The organism is Candidatus Saccharimonadales bacterium, assembly GCA_035457485.1.
Classification (GTDB): Bacteria; Patescibacteriota; Saccharimonadia; order Saccharimonadales; family EFPC-124; genus DATIBO01.
The window spans coordinates 410,042-425,983 of record DATIBO010000006.1 but is presented as its reverse complement, the minus strand read 5'-3'; the positions used below and the strand labels follow the sequence as shown (position 1 = coordinate 425,983).

Sequence of the window (15,942 nt, the reverse complement as noted above, 5' to 3'; positions counted from 1 at the left end):
TGAGATTGGAGATGGTTGAGCCATCGCCGCTGATTACTGCCGAACTGACTCCGCCGGTTCCGGTCGGCAGGAGCTCGAATGTCCCGTTCCGGAGATCAGCGAGGACCGCGAGAAGCTGCTCAACGCCCACTACGCCGGCGCTGTGCCGCTGGACATGCTCAAGACCGAGATGGATCGGCTGACGCGGGAGATGGTCGACGCCGAGAAGAGCGTCGCCGCTGCGGCGACATCGCCGAGGAGCGAGCCGAGCGTGAGGCGGAAGGTGAGATGAACGGTGGTCAGCCGCAGGTTGCGACGGTGTCGCATCCTGCTGTGCCGGGTTCTGGCCAGCAAGAAAAGGTCTTCGCGTATCTGTCGAAAACGCAAAAGCCGGACGAATCGCTCGTCCGGCTTGGTTTGCACAAGAACTGTTTGGTGCGCGAGAGAGGACTTGAACCTCCACAGGATTGCTCCCACTACCACCTCAAGGTAGCGTGTCTACCATTCCACCACTCGCGCGGAACCTAAGTAAGCATACCTTTTTAACAGATGAAAATCAAGTTTACAGATATGCTAAAGCCCCACAACGTGGGGCTAGCACCTAACCGATCTTGGAGGCCGCTTTAAGCTCAGAGCGAAGTTCCTCAAGTTCAATCATTAACTCTGCTGAGGCGCCATACAGCTTGAGCAAGAACTCCAAGTCATTTTTGCTAACTTTTACGGCGCCTTTTTCAATGTTCGCCAGCTTGCTTCGTGACCATGAGGCCTTATCAACCACCTCCTCGGCAGAAAGTTTTGCTTCTTTGCGCAGTCTCACTAGCGCCACTGCCAGTGGGTTCTGCATTACAACACGAGCTCTTAGTTCCACTTCCGCAGGGTCAACTCGCCGGTTAATGACATCCTCGAGCGAGACATCAACCTTAGTCGCCCAACTAGCCGCCTCCTCAGAGCCAAGCCCGTAGACAACCCGAAGAGCGTCTGCCAGAGCGCTCAAATCTTTCACCAAACGACCACCTTAGTTAAGTGCCTAAAAAATATTACACCAAAAATGCATTTTTTACGATCGCGGCAAATGATCCGCCAAATGTTCCATCGAATATTCGTGACGTAAAATTGGTACTAAATCTTTTAAGTTTACGTCAATTTTTACTCCCGGGTTCAGTATGTTATACGGATCGAAAATTCGTTTAACCTGCCGGAACAATTCGTAAACCTCGGCGCCATAAACTTTTGGCAAAAACGGCGCACGTAAACGACCGTCGTTATGTTCTCCACAAGTGCTTCCGCCCATCTTTAAAACCATGTCGTAGTACTCTTCCATAATCTTGAACACCTTTTGACGGTCACCAATTAAACTCAAGTCTAAAAATGGCTGTAAGTGCAGATTTGCATCGCCTGCGTGACCCCATATTGCAACTTGTAGTCCGTATTTTTGGAACAAATCGTAAATATTTTTTACAAACTCACCAAACTTTTCGCGCGGAACCACTCCGTCTTCGATGATTGGCAAAGCCTTTTTATTACCTTCTACATGCCAAATAACCGCTGCAGCGGAATGCCGGATTGACCATAACCGTTGCTGCTCTTCTGCGTCTTGCGTAACCACAAAGCTCATCTGTTGTTGCTGGAGCCATTTTTGGACTTTTTTAGATTTTTTAGCTTGCGCACGGCTATTTACGTCGTCGAACTCAGCGAGCAGAACAAGTGATGGGAAAGGTTTTTCAACCAGACCTTTTAGTCTATTAGGACTCACCTTATCGAGGAACCCTAGTAAATTGCTATCCACTACCTCAAGAGCGCTCGGCTCAAGCCGCATAATACTTTGAACCACCGCCACCGCTTGCTCTAAGTTTTCCAGATTAATTTTAAATAAAGTAGTCTCGGGCGTGTACTGTTCTAGGCGCAAAATCGCCTCCGTAACAATTCCGAGCGTCCCTTGCGAACCAACAAAAAGCGGTGTCAAATCAATGGAACCGTCTTTAAGCTTTACTTGCCCCAGAGCGTAGCCAGCGGAATTTTTACTAACTTTTGGCGAACCCAAGTGTGTCTGGATCAATTCCCAGTTATCAGTAATTAAACCATCTAGCTGACGATAAATCTCACCCTCAAAAGTTGTTAAACCTTTGCGCTTTTCGAGTTCTTTTTTATTAATTCGCCCGGTTTGAATAACTTCTCCGTTAGCCAAAACCACTTCCAAGTTTTCTACGTAATTTCGGATCGATCCATACTTTACGGTTTTTTCACCAGCGGTATTGTTAGCGATTGCGCCACCCAAAGTTGCGTAGTCGATTGAACTCGGATACGGCGGCAAAAACAAAGAATGGCTATGCATTGACTCCTGAAAGGCACGATAGTTCATACCCGGTTGGATCCTGGCAAGTTTTCGCTTATTATCGAGTTCCAGTAGACGGTTCATGTGGGCAGGAAAGACCATAATTACACCTCGACCAATCGCCGCTCCACCTTGGTCGCTACCTCGACCACGAGCTGTAATCGGTAAGTTGTGACCTTTTTCGGCCAATTGCCAACTAAAGCGAGCGACTTTGCGCACATCCTGAACATTCTTAGGATAAACCACCAGCGCAGGCATTACCTCGAAAACACCACCGTCAGTAGAAAAATATTTGCGCACTTCGTTAGCTGCTAAAACTTCACCAACGATATGTTCTTGCAGATAATTTGCAACCTTATTCACTTATACCCTCACAAAACTTATTGTATTTATGTTTATTTTACCACGCTATTTCCAAACGCGCTTTTTATTTTTCTCTTCTTTGTCGCGTAGTGCCTGTTCTACATCGACCCCAAGTTTATTGGCAATGCAATTTAACACAATCAAAATGTCGGCAATTTCGCCTTCGACATCGTGTTCATACTTTTTATTTACATCTTGAGCGATTCCAAAATGTGACTTACGAATCGCTTTCACTAACTCACCCACTTCTTCTACAAGTAACAAACATTTGCCCGAAACATGCTCATCAGCGAATCCGCGTTCGCGTTCCATGTCTAGGGTATATTGTTGAACCTCTTTTAAAGTTGGTGCATCTGAAAATTTAAGCTTACTCATACCCTACCTCATTACGTAAAAATATTATCACGCTATCGGGTTGGATTACCAGGGACTCGGGTTGGCGCCCAATATCGAACATTGTAATAGCGATCTGTTTGGTCAACCATAGGGTGTGGTAAAAAGGTTACAGCGTTTTCGCTTTGCACATATGTTAATGTTGGTCTAAACAACGCAACGGCCGCGGCGTCTGTCGTCCATATGCTTACAAATGACTGATACTTGGCAGCTCGCAACGCCGCATCTAAACGAATCCTTGCTGATTGCAGGGCTTCGTCGGCGCGACCAGACTTATAATCCGACAAGTTAAAGCCGCGTTCGGTCGCCTGACTAGTGTCCCAAAATGCAAAAACATCAGGGTCGCGACCAATTGCAATCTCGTAAATTAGAACATCGTAACTACGAGGGGCAATTACATTTTCTTGAATATCTTCGGAGCGTACAATTTGCGAGTCAAATGTAATTCCAAGCTCTTGCCACTGATTCATTATTGCCTGAGCGATAGCCGGAAAATCACCACTACTCGTCGTAACTATTCGCAAAACTAGTGGTCGACCATCTTTGCTTCTTATCCCATCCGGACCTTTTACCCAGCCGGCTTCATCAAGTAATTGGTTAGCTCGTGCCAAATCGTAGCCCGGCTGACCATAGTCTGCCCTATACCCCAGCTGACCTGGCAAAAGTGGACCACTAAGAGATTGAGGTCGTCCTTGTAGTAAATCAAGAATCTTTTGTTGATCAGTCGCAGCCTGCAGGGCACGCCGTACTCTAATATCAGACAAAATTGTTGAATCATTCTTTAAAAATGCGAAGGTGCCGTGATAAAGCGGTGAGTTTGTCTCAACAAAATCCACACCCTGCAAAGCTTTAATTTGCTCAGCATTTGCATCGCTGATACTTGCAACCTCGTGCGTCCTAAATGCCGTCGTCATAACGTCACGATCCTGGTAAGCATGCAGGTTGAATCCGTCCAAGCTTGGTTTTCCCAAAAAATAATTGGGATTTGCCTTTAAGCGCAAAAGTTCATGTACGCCAGGCTCGATGACGTTTGAGTCCTGAAACACAAACGGACCACTAGCCATTGTTGGTCTAAGATTAAAATCGGCAGTTCTAAGCTCCGACGGTAGTAAATCTTTTAACGCCTGCATCGGCAAGATTCCCACCGTTAATGAATTCTCGAAAGATGCGAGAGGATTGGGCAATATAAATCTAATATTTTTGTCGTCTACCTTCTCTACTACAATGTTTCGCCAGCTACTATAAAGTGGGGAGCGCGTATCGGCGTTTTTTATCAGATTAAAGGTAAATAAAACGTCGTCGGCGGTAATCGGAGTACCGTCCTGCCAAAGCGCATCATCGCGCAACGTGACAATGTAAGTTTTTCCGTCGTCAGTCGAGTGCCAAGTTCGTGCGAGTTCGCCAACCAAGTTACCCTGTTCGTTGTAGGTTACCAATTGTGCGAATAATAAACGTGAGCCTGATCTTTCAGCCGCCGAGCTAGCTAAAATTGGGTTTAAGTTATCGAGGGTACCAAAAACACCTTCGGAGTAAACTCCGCCAGAGCTAGGGATATCGGCTGTATAAGTTTTCGCTGTCACAGTTTGCTGCCAAACCGTAACTCCAATGAACATCAAAATCAAAATAATCCAGGCAGTCGCCTTACGACTTACGTCACGTAGGTTTGCGGCGCGCTGCACAATAAACCGGTGCGCGTGACGCAGGGTAACGCGCTCAACCCGTCTTAAATGACCTTTAATAGTACGCTTGCTTGGCGTCATCTCTTGAAGCTGATTAAGCGGCGCGCGTAACATTTGCCCCCTAAATTATTAATAAACCTACAACCAGTGATCCAACAAAAATAACTGCCAAAACAATTGTCGTGTCAAAAAGACTCTTATCTACTCCTCGGCGAGTCGTAAAAAGTTCCCCCGAACTACCAAAGCCCGCACCTAAACTGGCACCACGTTGTTGCAACAAAATAGCCAATATCATTAAAACGGCCGAAACAATTGTGACGTAATTTATAATATTCATCTTTTGCCTTTTCTTTTTGAGCTTTCCCAATCGTAGTCAACTAAAAGGGTAAACACAAAGTTCAATACGCTTACAATTATACCAGCAATTATCGACTCCCAGAAACTAATTTCGAGTCCAGGAACAATTAGACCAACCAACCAGATCAACACACCATTAACAATAAGCATGAATAAGCCAAGGCTCAAAACAATTGCTGGCAACGATAAGATTAGCAAGATCGGCCGGATCACCGCATTTATAATCGTCAAGACTACTCCTGCTAGCAAGAATGTTAAAAGAACTTCGCCAGGATCATATTCTACACCAGTTAACAAGCTTGCGGCCACCCAAAGGGAGAAGCTGTTTAGCAACCAGCGCAGCAAAAATAATAAGAATTGTTTTTGCATATCGTTAATTTTAAGTATAACACAGCACTAGCTAACTGTAATGTAGCCAGCAGGAACCCCGTAGGCATCAAGGTCAGCCTGTGTCGGGGAGTCTTTACTGGACACGACTACAGTCCAGGCGTTATCAATTTTCTTTAAGGCTAAAGTGTAACCTTGGTCGCCTTCAACTTCTACGTTGACTTTTGCAAAAGTTCCATTGTTTTCGGCAACCGTGTATTTAAAAACTTTGCCATTTGCTGCGATGGGAGCACGCGTATAAGCATCGACGGCCGCCAAAATTTTATCGGTATCGCTTGGAGCGGCAGCAGCTCCGCCTTGGTCAGATTCAACTTGCTGCTCAAGTGTTGAAACCTGTGACTGCAACTGCGTGTTAGAAGCCTGTAAATCGCTGATCTCTTGATTCTTTTTAGAACCTGTGTACCATTGCCAACCAGCAAAACCAACTGCAGCCAACAAAAGTACAGCCAAAATGATCGTCCAAACCATTTTTGAGTTAGATCCGCCGCCAATCTGAGGCGCAGGCGACGGCGTAGGAGTTGGTATTGGTTGTTGAGGTTGAGAGCTATATAAATCTTCCATAGAATCTATCCTTAGTTAATCCAATTTAACTACGTTTTGTTAGCATTAGCAATATCGCCGGCCACATATTTATAAAAAATCTCGGCCTTACTTTTACCTAGAACCGCAACGAGTTTTTGCTTACTGGCTTGTTTGGCTGCACGCAAGCTTCCGAATGATAAAATAAGTTTTTTACGAGTTGCCGGTCCAATCCCCGGAATACTGTCGACTTCACTTTCGGTCTGCTTTGCTCGCTTTAAAACAGTATGGTAACTCACGGCAAACCTATGAGATTCATCGCGCAGGCGCTGCAACAACTTAATAATATGTGAATCTTTGGGCAATAAAACCACATAAAAGTCTTCGAACTCACTTAAAAATGCGTCCGGATAATTTTGCAAATCAAGGGTGACATTCGAACCATTCTTACTTATAACAATCTCCTCTAAGCGTTTGGCAAGACCAATTACCGGGATCTGAATTCCCCGCTCCTGCAAAGCTTGGATCGCACTCGCCAACTGCCCTTTACCTCCGTCAATCAAAATCAAATCAGGCTTTGGCCAATCTAAATGACGCCCGCTAAACCTGCGACTTATTGTTTCGTGCATATGGGCAAAATCGTTGTTGCCAGGAAGCCGCATTTTAAACTTGCGGTACTCGGCCTTATCGGCCAAACCATTAGTCGCCACCACCATGCTGGCTACATTATTTGTTCCACTCATGTGACTGATGTCGTAACCTTCGATTCTATGGGGCGCGCCCTTTAGGCTTAGAATCTGATCCAAACCAGCCAACGCCTGATCTTTACTTATATCCATAAATTCACGATCACTAAACAAGATTTGTTTTTGTAGCTCTTTTAAATTGTAAATTTGGTTACGTCGTGTTGCCGCCAGCTCGAAGTTGTGATGTTTTGCAGCCACATTCATCTCGGATTCCAGCTGATTTACAAGTTTTACGCGCTCACCTTTTAGATACAAGATTAGACTTCGAAGCGTCTTTTTATAATCGGTAGAACTTATTTTTTGCTCTTCTACTCCAGGACACAAGCCTAAATGGTATTGCAAGCAAAGTCGTTTTGGCATAGTTGCGTGAGTTGAATATGGAAACACTTTTCGTAAAAATCGCAATGCTTTTTTAACAGCAAAGCCATTATAGTATGGGCCAAAATATTCAGCGCCGTCATCCATTGGCTGACGAGTAAAACTGATGAATGGGTAGGCGTCACGCATATTAATCCGCACAAACAGCTGCGATTTGTCGTCTTGCAACAAAATGTTGTAGCGCGGCTTATACCGTTTAACCATTTCACTTTCTAAAAACAGCGCATCAATTTCGGACTCAGTCGTAATCCAGTCGGTGTCCGCAATTTCACTTACTAAAACTTTAGTTTTTGCATCTTGATCACGAGTTTTCTGAAAGTACTGACGCACGCGATTTTTAAGTACAGCGGCTTTTCCAACATATATAATCTGACCCTTGGCGTTTTTATGAAAATACACGCCAGCGGATAGCGGCAAAGATTTTAATTTTTGTTGAAGCTTGTCGGTCATAACGATATTATAATGGGGCAAAGGTTTTAATGAAACAGATTAACATATTTGGCAACTCTAAAATTATCGACGCATTCACTTTAAAAGTAATCGCTGTCGTAACGATGCTAGTTGACCATATTGGCTTTTTAATTTTTCCAGACCAACTATGGCTACGCGAAATCGGTCGGCTAGCGTTACCGCTTTTTGCGTTCCTACTTGCTCAAGGACTCCTAAAAACCAGTAGCGTTAAAAATTACCTGCTTAGGCTAATGGTATTTGCGCTAATCTCGCAGATTCCATATAGCCTGGCGAGCTATTTAACTGGCAACAATATCGCCAACTTGAATATTTTCTTTTTACTGGCACTTGGGCTAGGCGCGCTTTATTTGACGCAACGATACAAGAATATACTTGTAAAAATTATAATAATTCTTTTGGCTGGTGCTTTTGCAACTCTGACAAACATAGACTACGGTGCATACGGAATCTGGATGATCGCGTCATGCTTCGTGATTCTATTCAAGCCGATTTTGGGCGGCTTTTTATTTGTTGGAACTTCAATGTTTAATGCACTTATGGTTCCGCTTCAGGTAGGATTGATCCAACTCTACAGTATAATCGCTTTGCCACTTATGTACTGTTACAACGGAAAACAAGGAATAAAAATCTCTAAATGGTGGTTTTACTGGTTCTACCCAGCGCATCTGTTGATCTTATGCGGATTGCACGTTTTGTTGTACGGCGTTTAAACTTTTAGCGCATTCTTGCGAGCAGGTTAAATCTGAAGTTTTACAGTCTTCGCAAATCAAAACTAAGTTGTTACACGGCATATAAGCACAGTTTTCATAGTTACTGGTTTTACCTTGGCAATGTATGCAAACACCAATATCCTTAGCTTTGTCGCTAAACTTTATACCCATACGCTTATCAAAAACGTACATACTACCTTCCCACAGGCCCTCATCCTTGAAAGTCTCGCCGTACTTTGCAATCCCGCCGTCGATTTGATAAACCTCTTTAAACCCACGGTTTTTCATTAGCGAGCTCAAAACCTCACATCGTATACCACCCGTACAGTAGGTTACTACCGGCTTATCTTTGATGTCGTTATATTTGTCGCTTTCCAGATCGTTTAAAAAGTCGCGAGTGGTGCGAGTGTCGGGCACCACTGCGTTTTTAAATTTACCAACTGCAGCTTCATATGCATTGCGACCGTCAAAAAACACTACTTCATCGCCACGTTCTTTAATAAGTTCGTGAACTTGCTCGGGCTTTAAGTGCTTGCCGCCACCCACTACACCTTTCTCGTCGACTTTAAGCTCGTCTGGAGCTCCAAAAGTTACAATTTCGTCGCGAACTTTAACGCTTAAGCGTGGAAAGTCTTCTCTACCGCCGTCGGACCATTTAAACACAGTGCCTTTGAAGCCTGTAAAAGCTTTGGTTTCTTTAATATAGGCTTTTAGATCATCAATTTCGCCGCCGACAGTGCCGTTGATCCCATGTTTAGAAATCAAAATACGACCTTTTAGGTTGAGGCGTTCACATAAAGCCCGCTGCCAAAACATTACTGCCTGCGGATCAGAGAGGGGCGCAAATTTGTAATAAAGTAAAACTTTTTGCATCGACATATATTATACATTATAATTGATGGATTACGACATTTTAGGTGGAATGTCCTCTGGTCGTTAGATCGTCCTTCGAAACGGAAGAACTTAGTCACGCATTTTTAACACAAAAATAAACCAATTTTGGTATTTTTAACGAGGCAAAAAATGGACACAACACAAAGCACTATTAAATATTTTTGGCGCCATGCATGGAAATATCCCAAGTTCGTGATCGCGCTTTTAATTGCAATGCCTGTAACAATTTCGTTGCAGTTTTTCCCTTCATTAATTGCAGCCGGCGCGCTTGATCGTTTAAGCACGGGTCAATTTGACGCTAACAATCTTTGGGGAAGTTTTGGCTCAAGCATAATTTTGTACGCAATTGTGAGTGTATTAGGTGGAGTTGTTGCCTGGCGAGTGGTTATTGCTTTAATTTGGCGCTTAGAAGCTAAGGTTTTGCGCGATATCAACATAGAGGTTTTTAATCACTTAATAAAAATGAGTGCCAACTTTCACGCAAATAATTTTGGTGGTTCGCTTGTAAGCCAGGTTGGAAAACTGGCAGGATCATACGTGCGTTTTACCGACACCACGCTTTTCACCGTCGGCCAGCTGGTGTTGAGTATTGTTTTTACGGCAATATTCTTACTGCCGGTTGTACCAGTTTACGTTTTAGCGCTCTTTGTTTTTTCAGTTATCTTCGTGTATGCCTGTATATTTTTAACAAAAAATGTGCGTAAACTAACCAGCATAGAGGCAAAAAAACAAAATAAGCAAACCGGATTTCTAGCCGATGCAATAACCAACATAATGGCCGTTAAAAGCTTTGCCTCTAGCCAAAAAGAAATCAAACGTTACGCTGCCGCAGCCGAAGACAGCCTGAATTCGACAATGGATGTGATGAGCGCGGTAATTAAGCGTGATGCATTTTTTAGCACAATAACCTCAACACTTAACATTGTGGCCTTTTTAGCGGCAATATTAAGCGTGGCTTTATTTGATGCGCAAATTGCAACCGTATTTTTGGTTTTAAACTTTACTGGTATTGTAATCAGAAACTTGTGGGACTTTTGCCATACCGGCATGCGAAACTACAACCGTGCTTTTGGCGACAGTGAAGCGATGATTAAAATTTTAGACCAAAAACCCGAAGTTGAAGACTTGGAAGCGCCAGAAAAACTAAAAGTAACTAAAGGTAAAATCAGCATAAACAACGTTGATTTTAACCACGAAGGATCAGACAAATTATTCGATGATTTAAACTTACAGATTGAACCAGGCGAAAAAATCGGCTTGGTTGGTCACAGTGGATCTGGTAAAACCAGCTTAACTCGCTTGCTTTTACGTTTTGCAGATGTTAATGGCGGCGAAATTTTAATCGATGGACAAAATATCGCTAAAATCACACAAGATGATCTTAGGTCGCAAATTGCATATGTACCACAGGAGCCTTTGTTGTTCCATCGCTCTATCCGCGAGAACATTGCTTACGGCAGACCTAGCGCATCTAAAGCAGATATCGAAAAGGCTGCCCGCCGAGCTAATGCTCATGAGTTCATAGAAGGACTAAAGGACGGCTACGACACTTTAGTTGGGGAACGCGGAGTTAAATTAAGCGGCGGACAGCGTCAACGAATAGCAATTGCACGCGCAATGTTAAAAGATGCGCCTATTTTAGTTCTAGACGAAGCGACCAGCGCACTGGACAGCGAAAGCGAGGTCTTGATCCAGGATGCACTTTGGAAGTTAATGAATGATCGAACAGCAATTGTGATTGCTCACCGGTTAAGCACTGTACAAAAAATGGATAGGATCATAGTTTTGGACAACGGAAAGATCGTAGAACAAGGCAGCCACAAAAAGCTAATCGAACAAAAAGGCGTTTATGCTAATCTCTGGGCGCATCAATCAGGTGGGTTTATAGAAGAATAAAGTTGACTTATTTAACAGAATAAGTTTAAAATAGTTCGAGCCGCTACCTGCGGCATGCACCACCCATCTGCGCAAATTGCGCCGTCTGAAGGGTTAACCGCTATGAGGACGATGTTCCGACGCTTCGGCGTCCTGATGACCGCGATCGGTCTGATGATCGGTCTGTCGGTCGTCGCTGCTGCGCCGGCCCACGCCGACGTCACCCGCTGCGCGCTGACCAGCTCGATCCGGATCCAGGGCTACACCGTGCCCACCGGCCAGTACTGCATCTCGGTCAGCGGGAGCGGGCTGCAGGTCAACAGCACCAGCGGCAGCTGGCACGGGCTCTTCGTGGAGTACCCGACCGAGCGCACGACGTTCTACGACACCAACGGCACCGCCTACCTGAGCGCGATCACCTACCGCGGCTACGGTCGCACCTGGGGCTACCGCCACTGGTGGTCGTCGATCAGCGGCAAGGCCCGGACCGGCAGCGCGTGCTTCCAGTTCATGTCGTACGGCACGGAGATCGGCAAGATCTGCGTGAACATCAAGCCCTGACGCCCACGCGGCGCCGGCGGCCTGAGCCGTAACAAGAACGAGCAAGACAAGCAAGATGAGAGGTGGTGCGGCGACTGTTCCTCCACAGTCGCCACCCATCCAAATTTATCCAAACAAAAAATCACCCCAGTTTTATGAGGTGATTTCTTTGTTTACTTTTCTTCTTTTTTAGATTCAGCCTCCGGCTCAGCCGAACCGTTCTCGGATTCGACTTCAGCAGGACTTTCGCCCGCGCCGGCAGTTTCTTCGTTTTGAGCAGCAATCGCACTCGGTTCATAAACCGTAGCAATCACAATCTCTGGGTCGGTTAAAACCTTGACACCCTTTGGAACAATTAAATCACTAACTGAAACATGCTGGCCTTCTTCTGCCAAAACTTCACCATTAACATAAATTGCTTCAGGTAAATCATTCGGTAGCGCTTCAATCTCAACTTTCTCGAGTGCAGTCAGGACCACTAAGCCGGCTCGCTCGGCGGGAGTAGTTTCGTTACCTTCATCAAGTTTGATCTTGACAGGAACCTCGGTCTCGACCTTTTCATTTTTATTAACTACGTGAATACCCAAATGGCGAATCCTATGCTTAACAGGATCAATATCAGCAGACTTAATCATCGCCAAGTGCTTTGCACCGTCAACGCTTACTTCAATCGGCTGTCGACGGCCAGCAACTCGCCAAACTTTTTGAACATCAATGTAACTAGCTTCAACGGCTTTAGATTTAAGATGTTCGCCATAAATAACACCAGGCACTAAGCCTTCTTTTCGCAATTTAGAAACTTTCTTACCTACAAGTTTCCGCTGTTTAACTTCAAGAACTACTTTTTCACCCATATTCCGTCCTTCTCCACCAAATTGCTTACCTATAAAGTATAGCATGTTAGAATAAACTCATGTTGCATGATTTAGACATTGAAGAAATTTTACGCACGATCGGCGTTCTTGGAATCGCCGCAATAATTTTTGCCGAGTCCGGACTTTTGATTGGATTTTTCTTGCCAGGCGACACGTTGCTTTTTACAGTTGGATTTTTAGCATCGCAAGGCGTCGTTCAAATAAACTTGGTCGGTTTAATCAGTATTCTGTTTTTTGCGGCAGTAATTGGCGATAGCGTAGGATATTCTATTGGATATCGCTTTGGTCGCAGACTTTTCAAAAAGCCTGATTCGTTATTTTTTAGCCACAAAAACCTAGAGCGAGCCGAAAAATTTTACGAAAAATACGGTCCAATTACGATTATTCTAGCTCGCTTTACACCGCTGGTTAGAACTTTTGCCCCAACCGTTGCCGGCATCGCCCAAATGAAATACTCAACATTTTTAACATATAACGTAATTGGCGGTGCACTTTGGACGACCAGTTTAACCTTGTTCGGTTTTTATGGCGGTGCTTTTTTAGATTCCAAAGGTATTAACGTTGACGCATTAGTCTTGCCAATAATCGCATTAGCTGTCTTAGTTACAGTCGCTTCGCCTATTTATCACATTTTAAAAGACAAAGACAGTCGCGAAATTTTACTAAAAAAATTGAAAATAAAATCAAGTAAAACAGATAACTAAGTTGGTTAAACTTATTTATCCTCAAAAATCAAGACTTTTTTTAGTTCCCCAGCTCGTGGTATAAAAAACTTTGTGCCTGTAAGTATTCCAGTCATAAACGGATTTTTAAAATGGACATAAATACACAATTAGGTGGCCCTTACCGGCCCGAGAATCACGCCCTTTTCGAGGTAAAGAACAAACTGGTGGCGGCCGGAGTTGACGTGCGCCAACCAATGGGCGATAACTTCGTAATCGGCGACGATGGCAAGAGCTATGGGTTTCACCCGCTCGCAGCAACCCTAAAGCAAGTTGAACTAGACTTTTTAAGATCGATAGCAACCTGCGACCTGCACTTTGTTTGCAACGAATTAGGTACGGCAAAAGGTCACATAGGCGAAAATACAGCAAAAGGTATGCTTTATGCGATACGCAAAAACAAACCTATCATGCTACTTAATGAGCCTCGGTACGCAAACACTGTTGCGCCAGACATTAAGCAAATCTTAAGAGAATGCCAAGATAAGTTTATAATTTTTGACCCACGCAAGCATACTACGCCAACCATCTTAAGAACTTTCTTAAAAGCCCGGAGAACCACGCCTGCATACAATTTGAACGCAGCACAAAAGACATTAGTTCGCGTGATTTCGCAAAAGAATATAAGCGATTTGCTTTAGTTTAGGGTTTGTTTTTCGATCTCTTTACTAACTAAATCACGTAGGATTTCGGCCTTGGTTTTACCAGTTTTAAAGGATGCCCAGCGCAAATAGTTGTAAATCGGACGATCGATAAAGAAGTTGAAGCGCATGTCTTTTAACTTGATGTCGTTTTCTTCTAGAAATTCTTTGATTATATTTTTGAGGTTGGCCGCAGATTTAAAAGATTTATAAGAAACCCCCGTATCAATGCCGCTAGCAAACAGCGAATCGTCAATTTCTTCGTGGCGCAAAACCAAAACCGGTTTTTTCATTTGAACCGCAACGGCAACCTGATAGCCAATTCCAAACCCACGAATGGTCGCATCGGCGATAATAACGTCAGCCTTGTTGATTGCTTCCATAGATTCTTTGTAGACCGCGTGCCAGTCAATTTCGTTTTTCCCGCCGCGCTTTACGTTTGCAAAAGTTGGTTCAACCCAATCCCAAGCAAGCGTATGCGCGCCATCATGGATCGCGTCGACTAAAATTCGCAAATGGTTAATGTTTTTATCAACTTGATAACGAGAGCCTATCAGATGAACTATCATTGGAATTCCTTAAAATAACTTTATTAAGTAATACCATCTTAGGTCGATTTTTTCAAGCTCAAGCTCTTTACAACATCAGTACCTTTTTAGAGTGCCTATAAAAATCCTCATAAGCAGGTAGGCAGATTTTTTTAACTTTCAGTATTGTTTCTGGATTCATGGAATAGTTATTTTGGCCAAATGTAAAATTCTCGCGTTCAAAAATCGCCTGAACGTGAACTTTATAAAACGATTCATCACCTGCCTGAAACGGCACTAACTTTTTGCCAATTTCTCTAATGTTAAACTTAAGGTCGATTTCGTCGTCAAGACCAACAGCCCTCAACAAAGCCTTAATTGTTTTTAATTCGTTGCCGCGCAAGAGCTCGTATACAAACGGAACCATTTTTACTCGACCTTGGTATTTTTGATAAATGTCCAAAGTATGATCTTGCGCAGCCTTTAGAATTCGTGGATCTTTATGGTACCAAGAAGCCATACATTGCATGGGATCACGTAATAATGAGATCCACGCTATGTTCGCCTCAGGTACGCCAGCTTTTAGCAGAAGATCAATTGGATCGTAATTTTCAGCGCTATAAAACTGACCAAAAACTTCTTTCATACATACAAAATTATCAGTTTCAAAAAGCTCAAACTTCACATCAGCCTGGCGCATGATTGATTTTTGCGGCTGAAAATACAAGCGGTCAACTTGCGCATGGCCGCCCATCAAAAATAAAAGTGCAGTTGTACCAGACCTGGCTGGTCCCGACCAGCCTAAAATTTTTGGAATTTTTGCGCCCTTCGGTACCTTGGTGTTTTTAATTACGCGCTCAGCGTCATACTTTAGTCGCCCAGCATTCTTGGTGTACGCGGCTTCTTGAACATGGAACGGAGAATCATGCAGATCTTTCGGATGGACTAGCTCGGACATATAAACCCCAATTCTATACTACATCTTATTTGCATACCAATCACGCCTTATAGCAACTTTACAAACATAATATGCGTATGTTATATGTATATACAGTATAACAAAGAAATTCCATGCCCAAATCAAGTCAAGTAATCGGACAAAATAGGGGGGCGACAGTAATGTTATTCAGGCTTAAGGATCGCCTTAAGCTAGTTGGCGTTGATGTAAAATTCCCAATCCAAAACAGACTTAATTTAAAAATAGACAGTACCCTAACTTACGACCCTGCAAAAATCACCGAAGAGCAAATGATCAATGATCTATTTGAATCAATCAAACATAGCTCTTTCCATGTTGTTAGTAACGAGATTGGCGGACTAATCGATCTTAGAATGGCTGAGAGCATCTTACTGGCGTTCGATTACAAAAAACCAATAGTTATCACCAATAAGCCGTATTTTAGCGTTGACGTGCCTCTGGCGTGGCGACAGACGATTGAAAATAACCTTAGCAAGGTTTATGTTACAGGGCTTCTTAAAATGAACAATCTAGACCTACAAAATTTCGTAGATAAGATCGCCAATACGAAAGTTGATTATTTACTTGGCTAGCTT

The 15,942-nt window shown here is 43.7% G+C and carries 19 protein-coding genes and 1 tRNA gene; 6 read left to right on the top strand and 14 right to left on the bottom strand.

Features of this window, described 5'->3' with window-relative positions:
* Positions 1-129: 129 nt before the first annotated feature.
* The 10 genes from VLA77_02430 to VLA77_02385 form a co-directional block, all read right to left on the bottom strand.
* Positions 130-402: a hypothetical protein gene (locus tag VLA77_02430; GenBank protein HSE29420.1), complete on the bottom strand. Its 273-nt coding sequence runs from the start codon at positions 400-402 to the stop codon at positions 130-132.
* A 10-nt stretch (positions 403-412) separates the two neighbouring features.
* Positions 413-498: transfer RNA gene (locus VLA77_02425), tRNA-Leu, on the bottom strand.
* 82 nt (positions 499-580) lie between these two features.
* On the bottom strand, positions 581-982 hold the full coding sequence (locus VLA77_02420) for a helix-turn-helix transcriptional regulator (GenBank protein HSE29419.1): 402 nt from the start codon (positions 980-982) through the stop codon (positions 581-583).
* Between the two features lie 54 nt (positions 983-1,036).
* Positions 1,037-2,674 (bottom strand): FAD-binding oxidoreductase, encoded by a 1,638-nt coding sequence (locus VLA77_02415; protein ID HSE29418.1) that lies wholly within the window; start codon positions 2,672-2,674, stop codon positions 1,037-1,039.
* A gap of 45 nt (positions 2,675-2,719) precedes the next feature.
* Positions 2,720-3,049 (bottom strand): MazG nucleotide pyrophosphohydrolase domain-containing protein, encoded by a 330-nt coding sequence (locus tag VLA77_02410; GenBank protein HSE29417.1) that lies wholly within the window; start codon positions 3,047-3,049, stop codon positions 2,720-2,722.
* A gap of 32 nt (positions 3,050-3,081) precedes the next feature.
* Positions 3,082-4,860: a peptide ABC transporter substrate-binding protein gene (locus tag VLA77_02405; protein ID HSE29416.1), complete on the bottom strand. Its 1,779-nt coding sequence runs from the start codon at positions 4,858-4,860 to the stop codon at positions 3,082-3,084.
* 7 nt (positions 4,861-4,867) lie between these two features.
* The gene (secG, locus tag VLA77_02400) at positions 4,868-5,083 is read right to left on the bottom strand and encodes a preprotein translocase subunit SecG (protein HSE29415.1); all 216 of its coding nucleotides are present in this window, start codon (positions 5,081-5,083) and stop codon (positions 4,868-4,870) included.
* On the bottom strand, positions 5,080-5,472 hold the full coding sequence (locus VLA77_02395; GenBank protein ID HSE29414.1) for a phage holin family protein: 393 nt from the start codon (positions 5,470-5,472) through the stop codon (positions 5,080-5,082). Before VLA77_02395 ends, secG begins: the two co-directional genes overlap by 4 nt.
* A 27-nt stretch (positions 5,473-5,499) precedes the next feature.
* On the bottom strand, positions 5,500-6,051 hold the full coding sequence (locus tag VLA77_02390) for a hypothetical protein (GenBank protein ID HSE29413.1): 552 nt from the start codon (positions 6,049-6,051) through the stop codon (positions 5,500-5,502).
* Positions 6,052-6,080: 29 nt separating this feature from the next.
* Complete coding sequence (locus tag VLA77_02385; protein HSE29412.1) at positions 6,081-7,583, bottom strand: excinuclease ABC subunit UvrC; 1,503 nt, start codon at positions 7,581-7,583, stop codon at positions 6,081-6,083.
* 29 nt (positions 7,584-7,612) lie between these two features.
* On the opposite strand from VLA77_02385, the gene VLA77_02380 reads away from it, so the two are divergent.
* On the top strand, positions 7,613-8,314 hold the full coding sequence (locus VLA77_02380) for a TraX family protein (GenBank protein HSE29411.1): 702 nt from the start codon (positions 7,613-7,615) through the stop codon (positions 8,312-8,314).
* Here the strand turns inward: VLA77_02380 and VLA77_02375 are convergent.
* Positions 8,279-9,187 carry a rhodanese-related sulfurtransferase gene (locus VLA77_02375; protein ID HSE29410.1) on the bottom strand — a complete coding sequence of 303 codons (909 nt, stop codon included), beginning with the start codon at positions 9,185-9,187 and terminating at the stop codon, positions 8,279-8,281. The two genes, VLA77_02380 and VLA77_02375, sit on opposite strands and share 36 nt — an antisense overlap.
* Before the next feature lie 150 nt (positions 9,188-9,337).
* On the opposite strand from VLA77_02375, the gene VLA77_02370 reads away from it, so the two are divergent.
* Both VLA77_02370 and VLA77_02365 read left to right on the top strand, forming a co-directional pair.
* Positions 9,338-11,104 (top strand): ABC transporter ATP-binding protein, encoded by a 1,767-nt coding sequence (locus VLA77_02370; protein HSE29409.1) that lies wholly within the window; start codon positions 9,338-9,340, stop codon positions 11,102-11,104.
* 102 nt (positions 11,105-11,206) lie between these two features.
* Positions 11,207-11,644 (top strand): hypothetical protein, encoded by a 438-nt coding sequence (locus tag VLA77_02365; GenBank protein HSE29408.1) that lies wholly within the window; start codon positions 11,207-11,209, stop codon positions 11,642-11,644.
* 152 nt (positions 11,645-11,796) lie between these two features.
* Here VLA77_02365 and VLA77_02360 read toward each other — a convergent pair whose 3' ends face one another.
* On the bottom strand, positions 11,797-12,477 hold the full coding sequence (locus VLA77_02360) for a 50S ribosomal protein L25 (GenBank protein HSE29407.1): 681 nt from the start codon (positions 12,475-12,477) through the stop codon (positions 11,797-11,799).
* A gap of 59 nt (positions 12,478-12,536) precedes the next feature.
* Between VLA77_02360 and VLA77_02355 the strand changes: the two genes are divergently transcribed.
* A complete protein-coding gene (locus VLA77_02355) occupies positions 12,537-13,202 on the top strand; it encodes a DedA family protein (GenBank protein ID HSE29406.1) in 666 nt (221 codons plus the stop codon).
* Positions 13,203-13,312: 110 nt separating this feature from the next.
* Complete coding sequence (locus VLA77_02350) at positions 13,313-13,861, top strand: hypothetical protein (GenBank protein ID HSE29405.1); 549 nt, start codon at positions 13,313-13,315, stop codon at positions 13,859-13,861.
* On the opposite strand, the gene VLA77_02345 is transcribed toward VLA77_02350, so the two are convergent.
* Entirely contained in the window at positions 13,858-14,430 is a 573-nt protein-coding gene (locus VLA77_02345; GenBank protein ID HSE29404.1) for a hypothetical protein, read from the bottom strand. The genes VLA77_02350 and VLA77_02345 overlap by 4 nt on opposite strands.
* Positions 14,431-14,497: 67 nt before the next feature.
* Positions 14,498-15,346, bottom strand: coding sequence for a hypothetical protein (locus VLA77_02340; GenBank protein ID HSE29403.1), 849 nt, complete (start codon positions 15,344-15,346; stop codon positions 14,498-14,500).
* Between the two features lie 161 nt (positions 15,347-15,507).
* Here VLA77_02340 and VLA77_02335 point away from each other — a divergent pair, with 161 nt between their 5' ends.
* On the top strand, positions 15,508-15,939 hold the full coding sequence (locus VLA77_02335) for a hypothetical protein (protein ID HSE29402.1): 432 nt from the start codon (positions 15,508-15,510) through the stop codon (positions 15,937-15,939).
* Positions 15,940-15,942 lie beyond the last annotated feature (3 nt).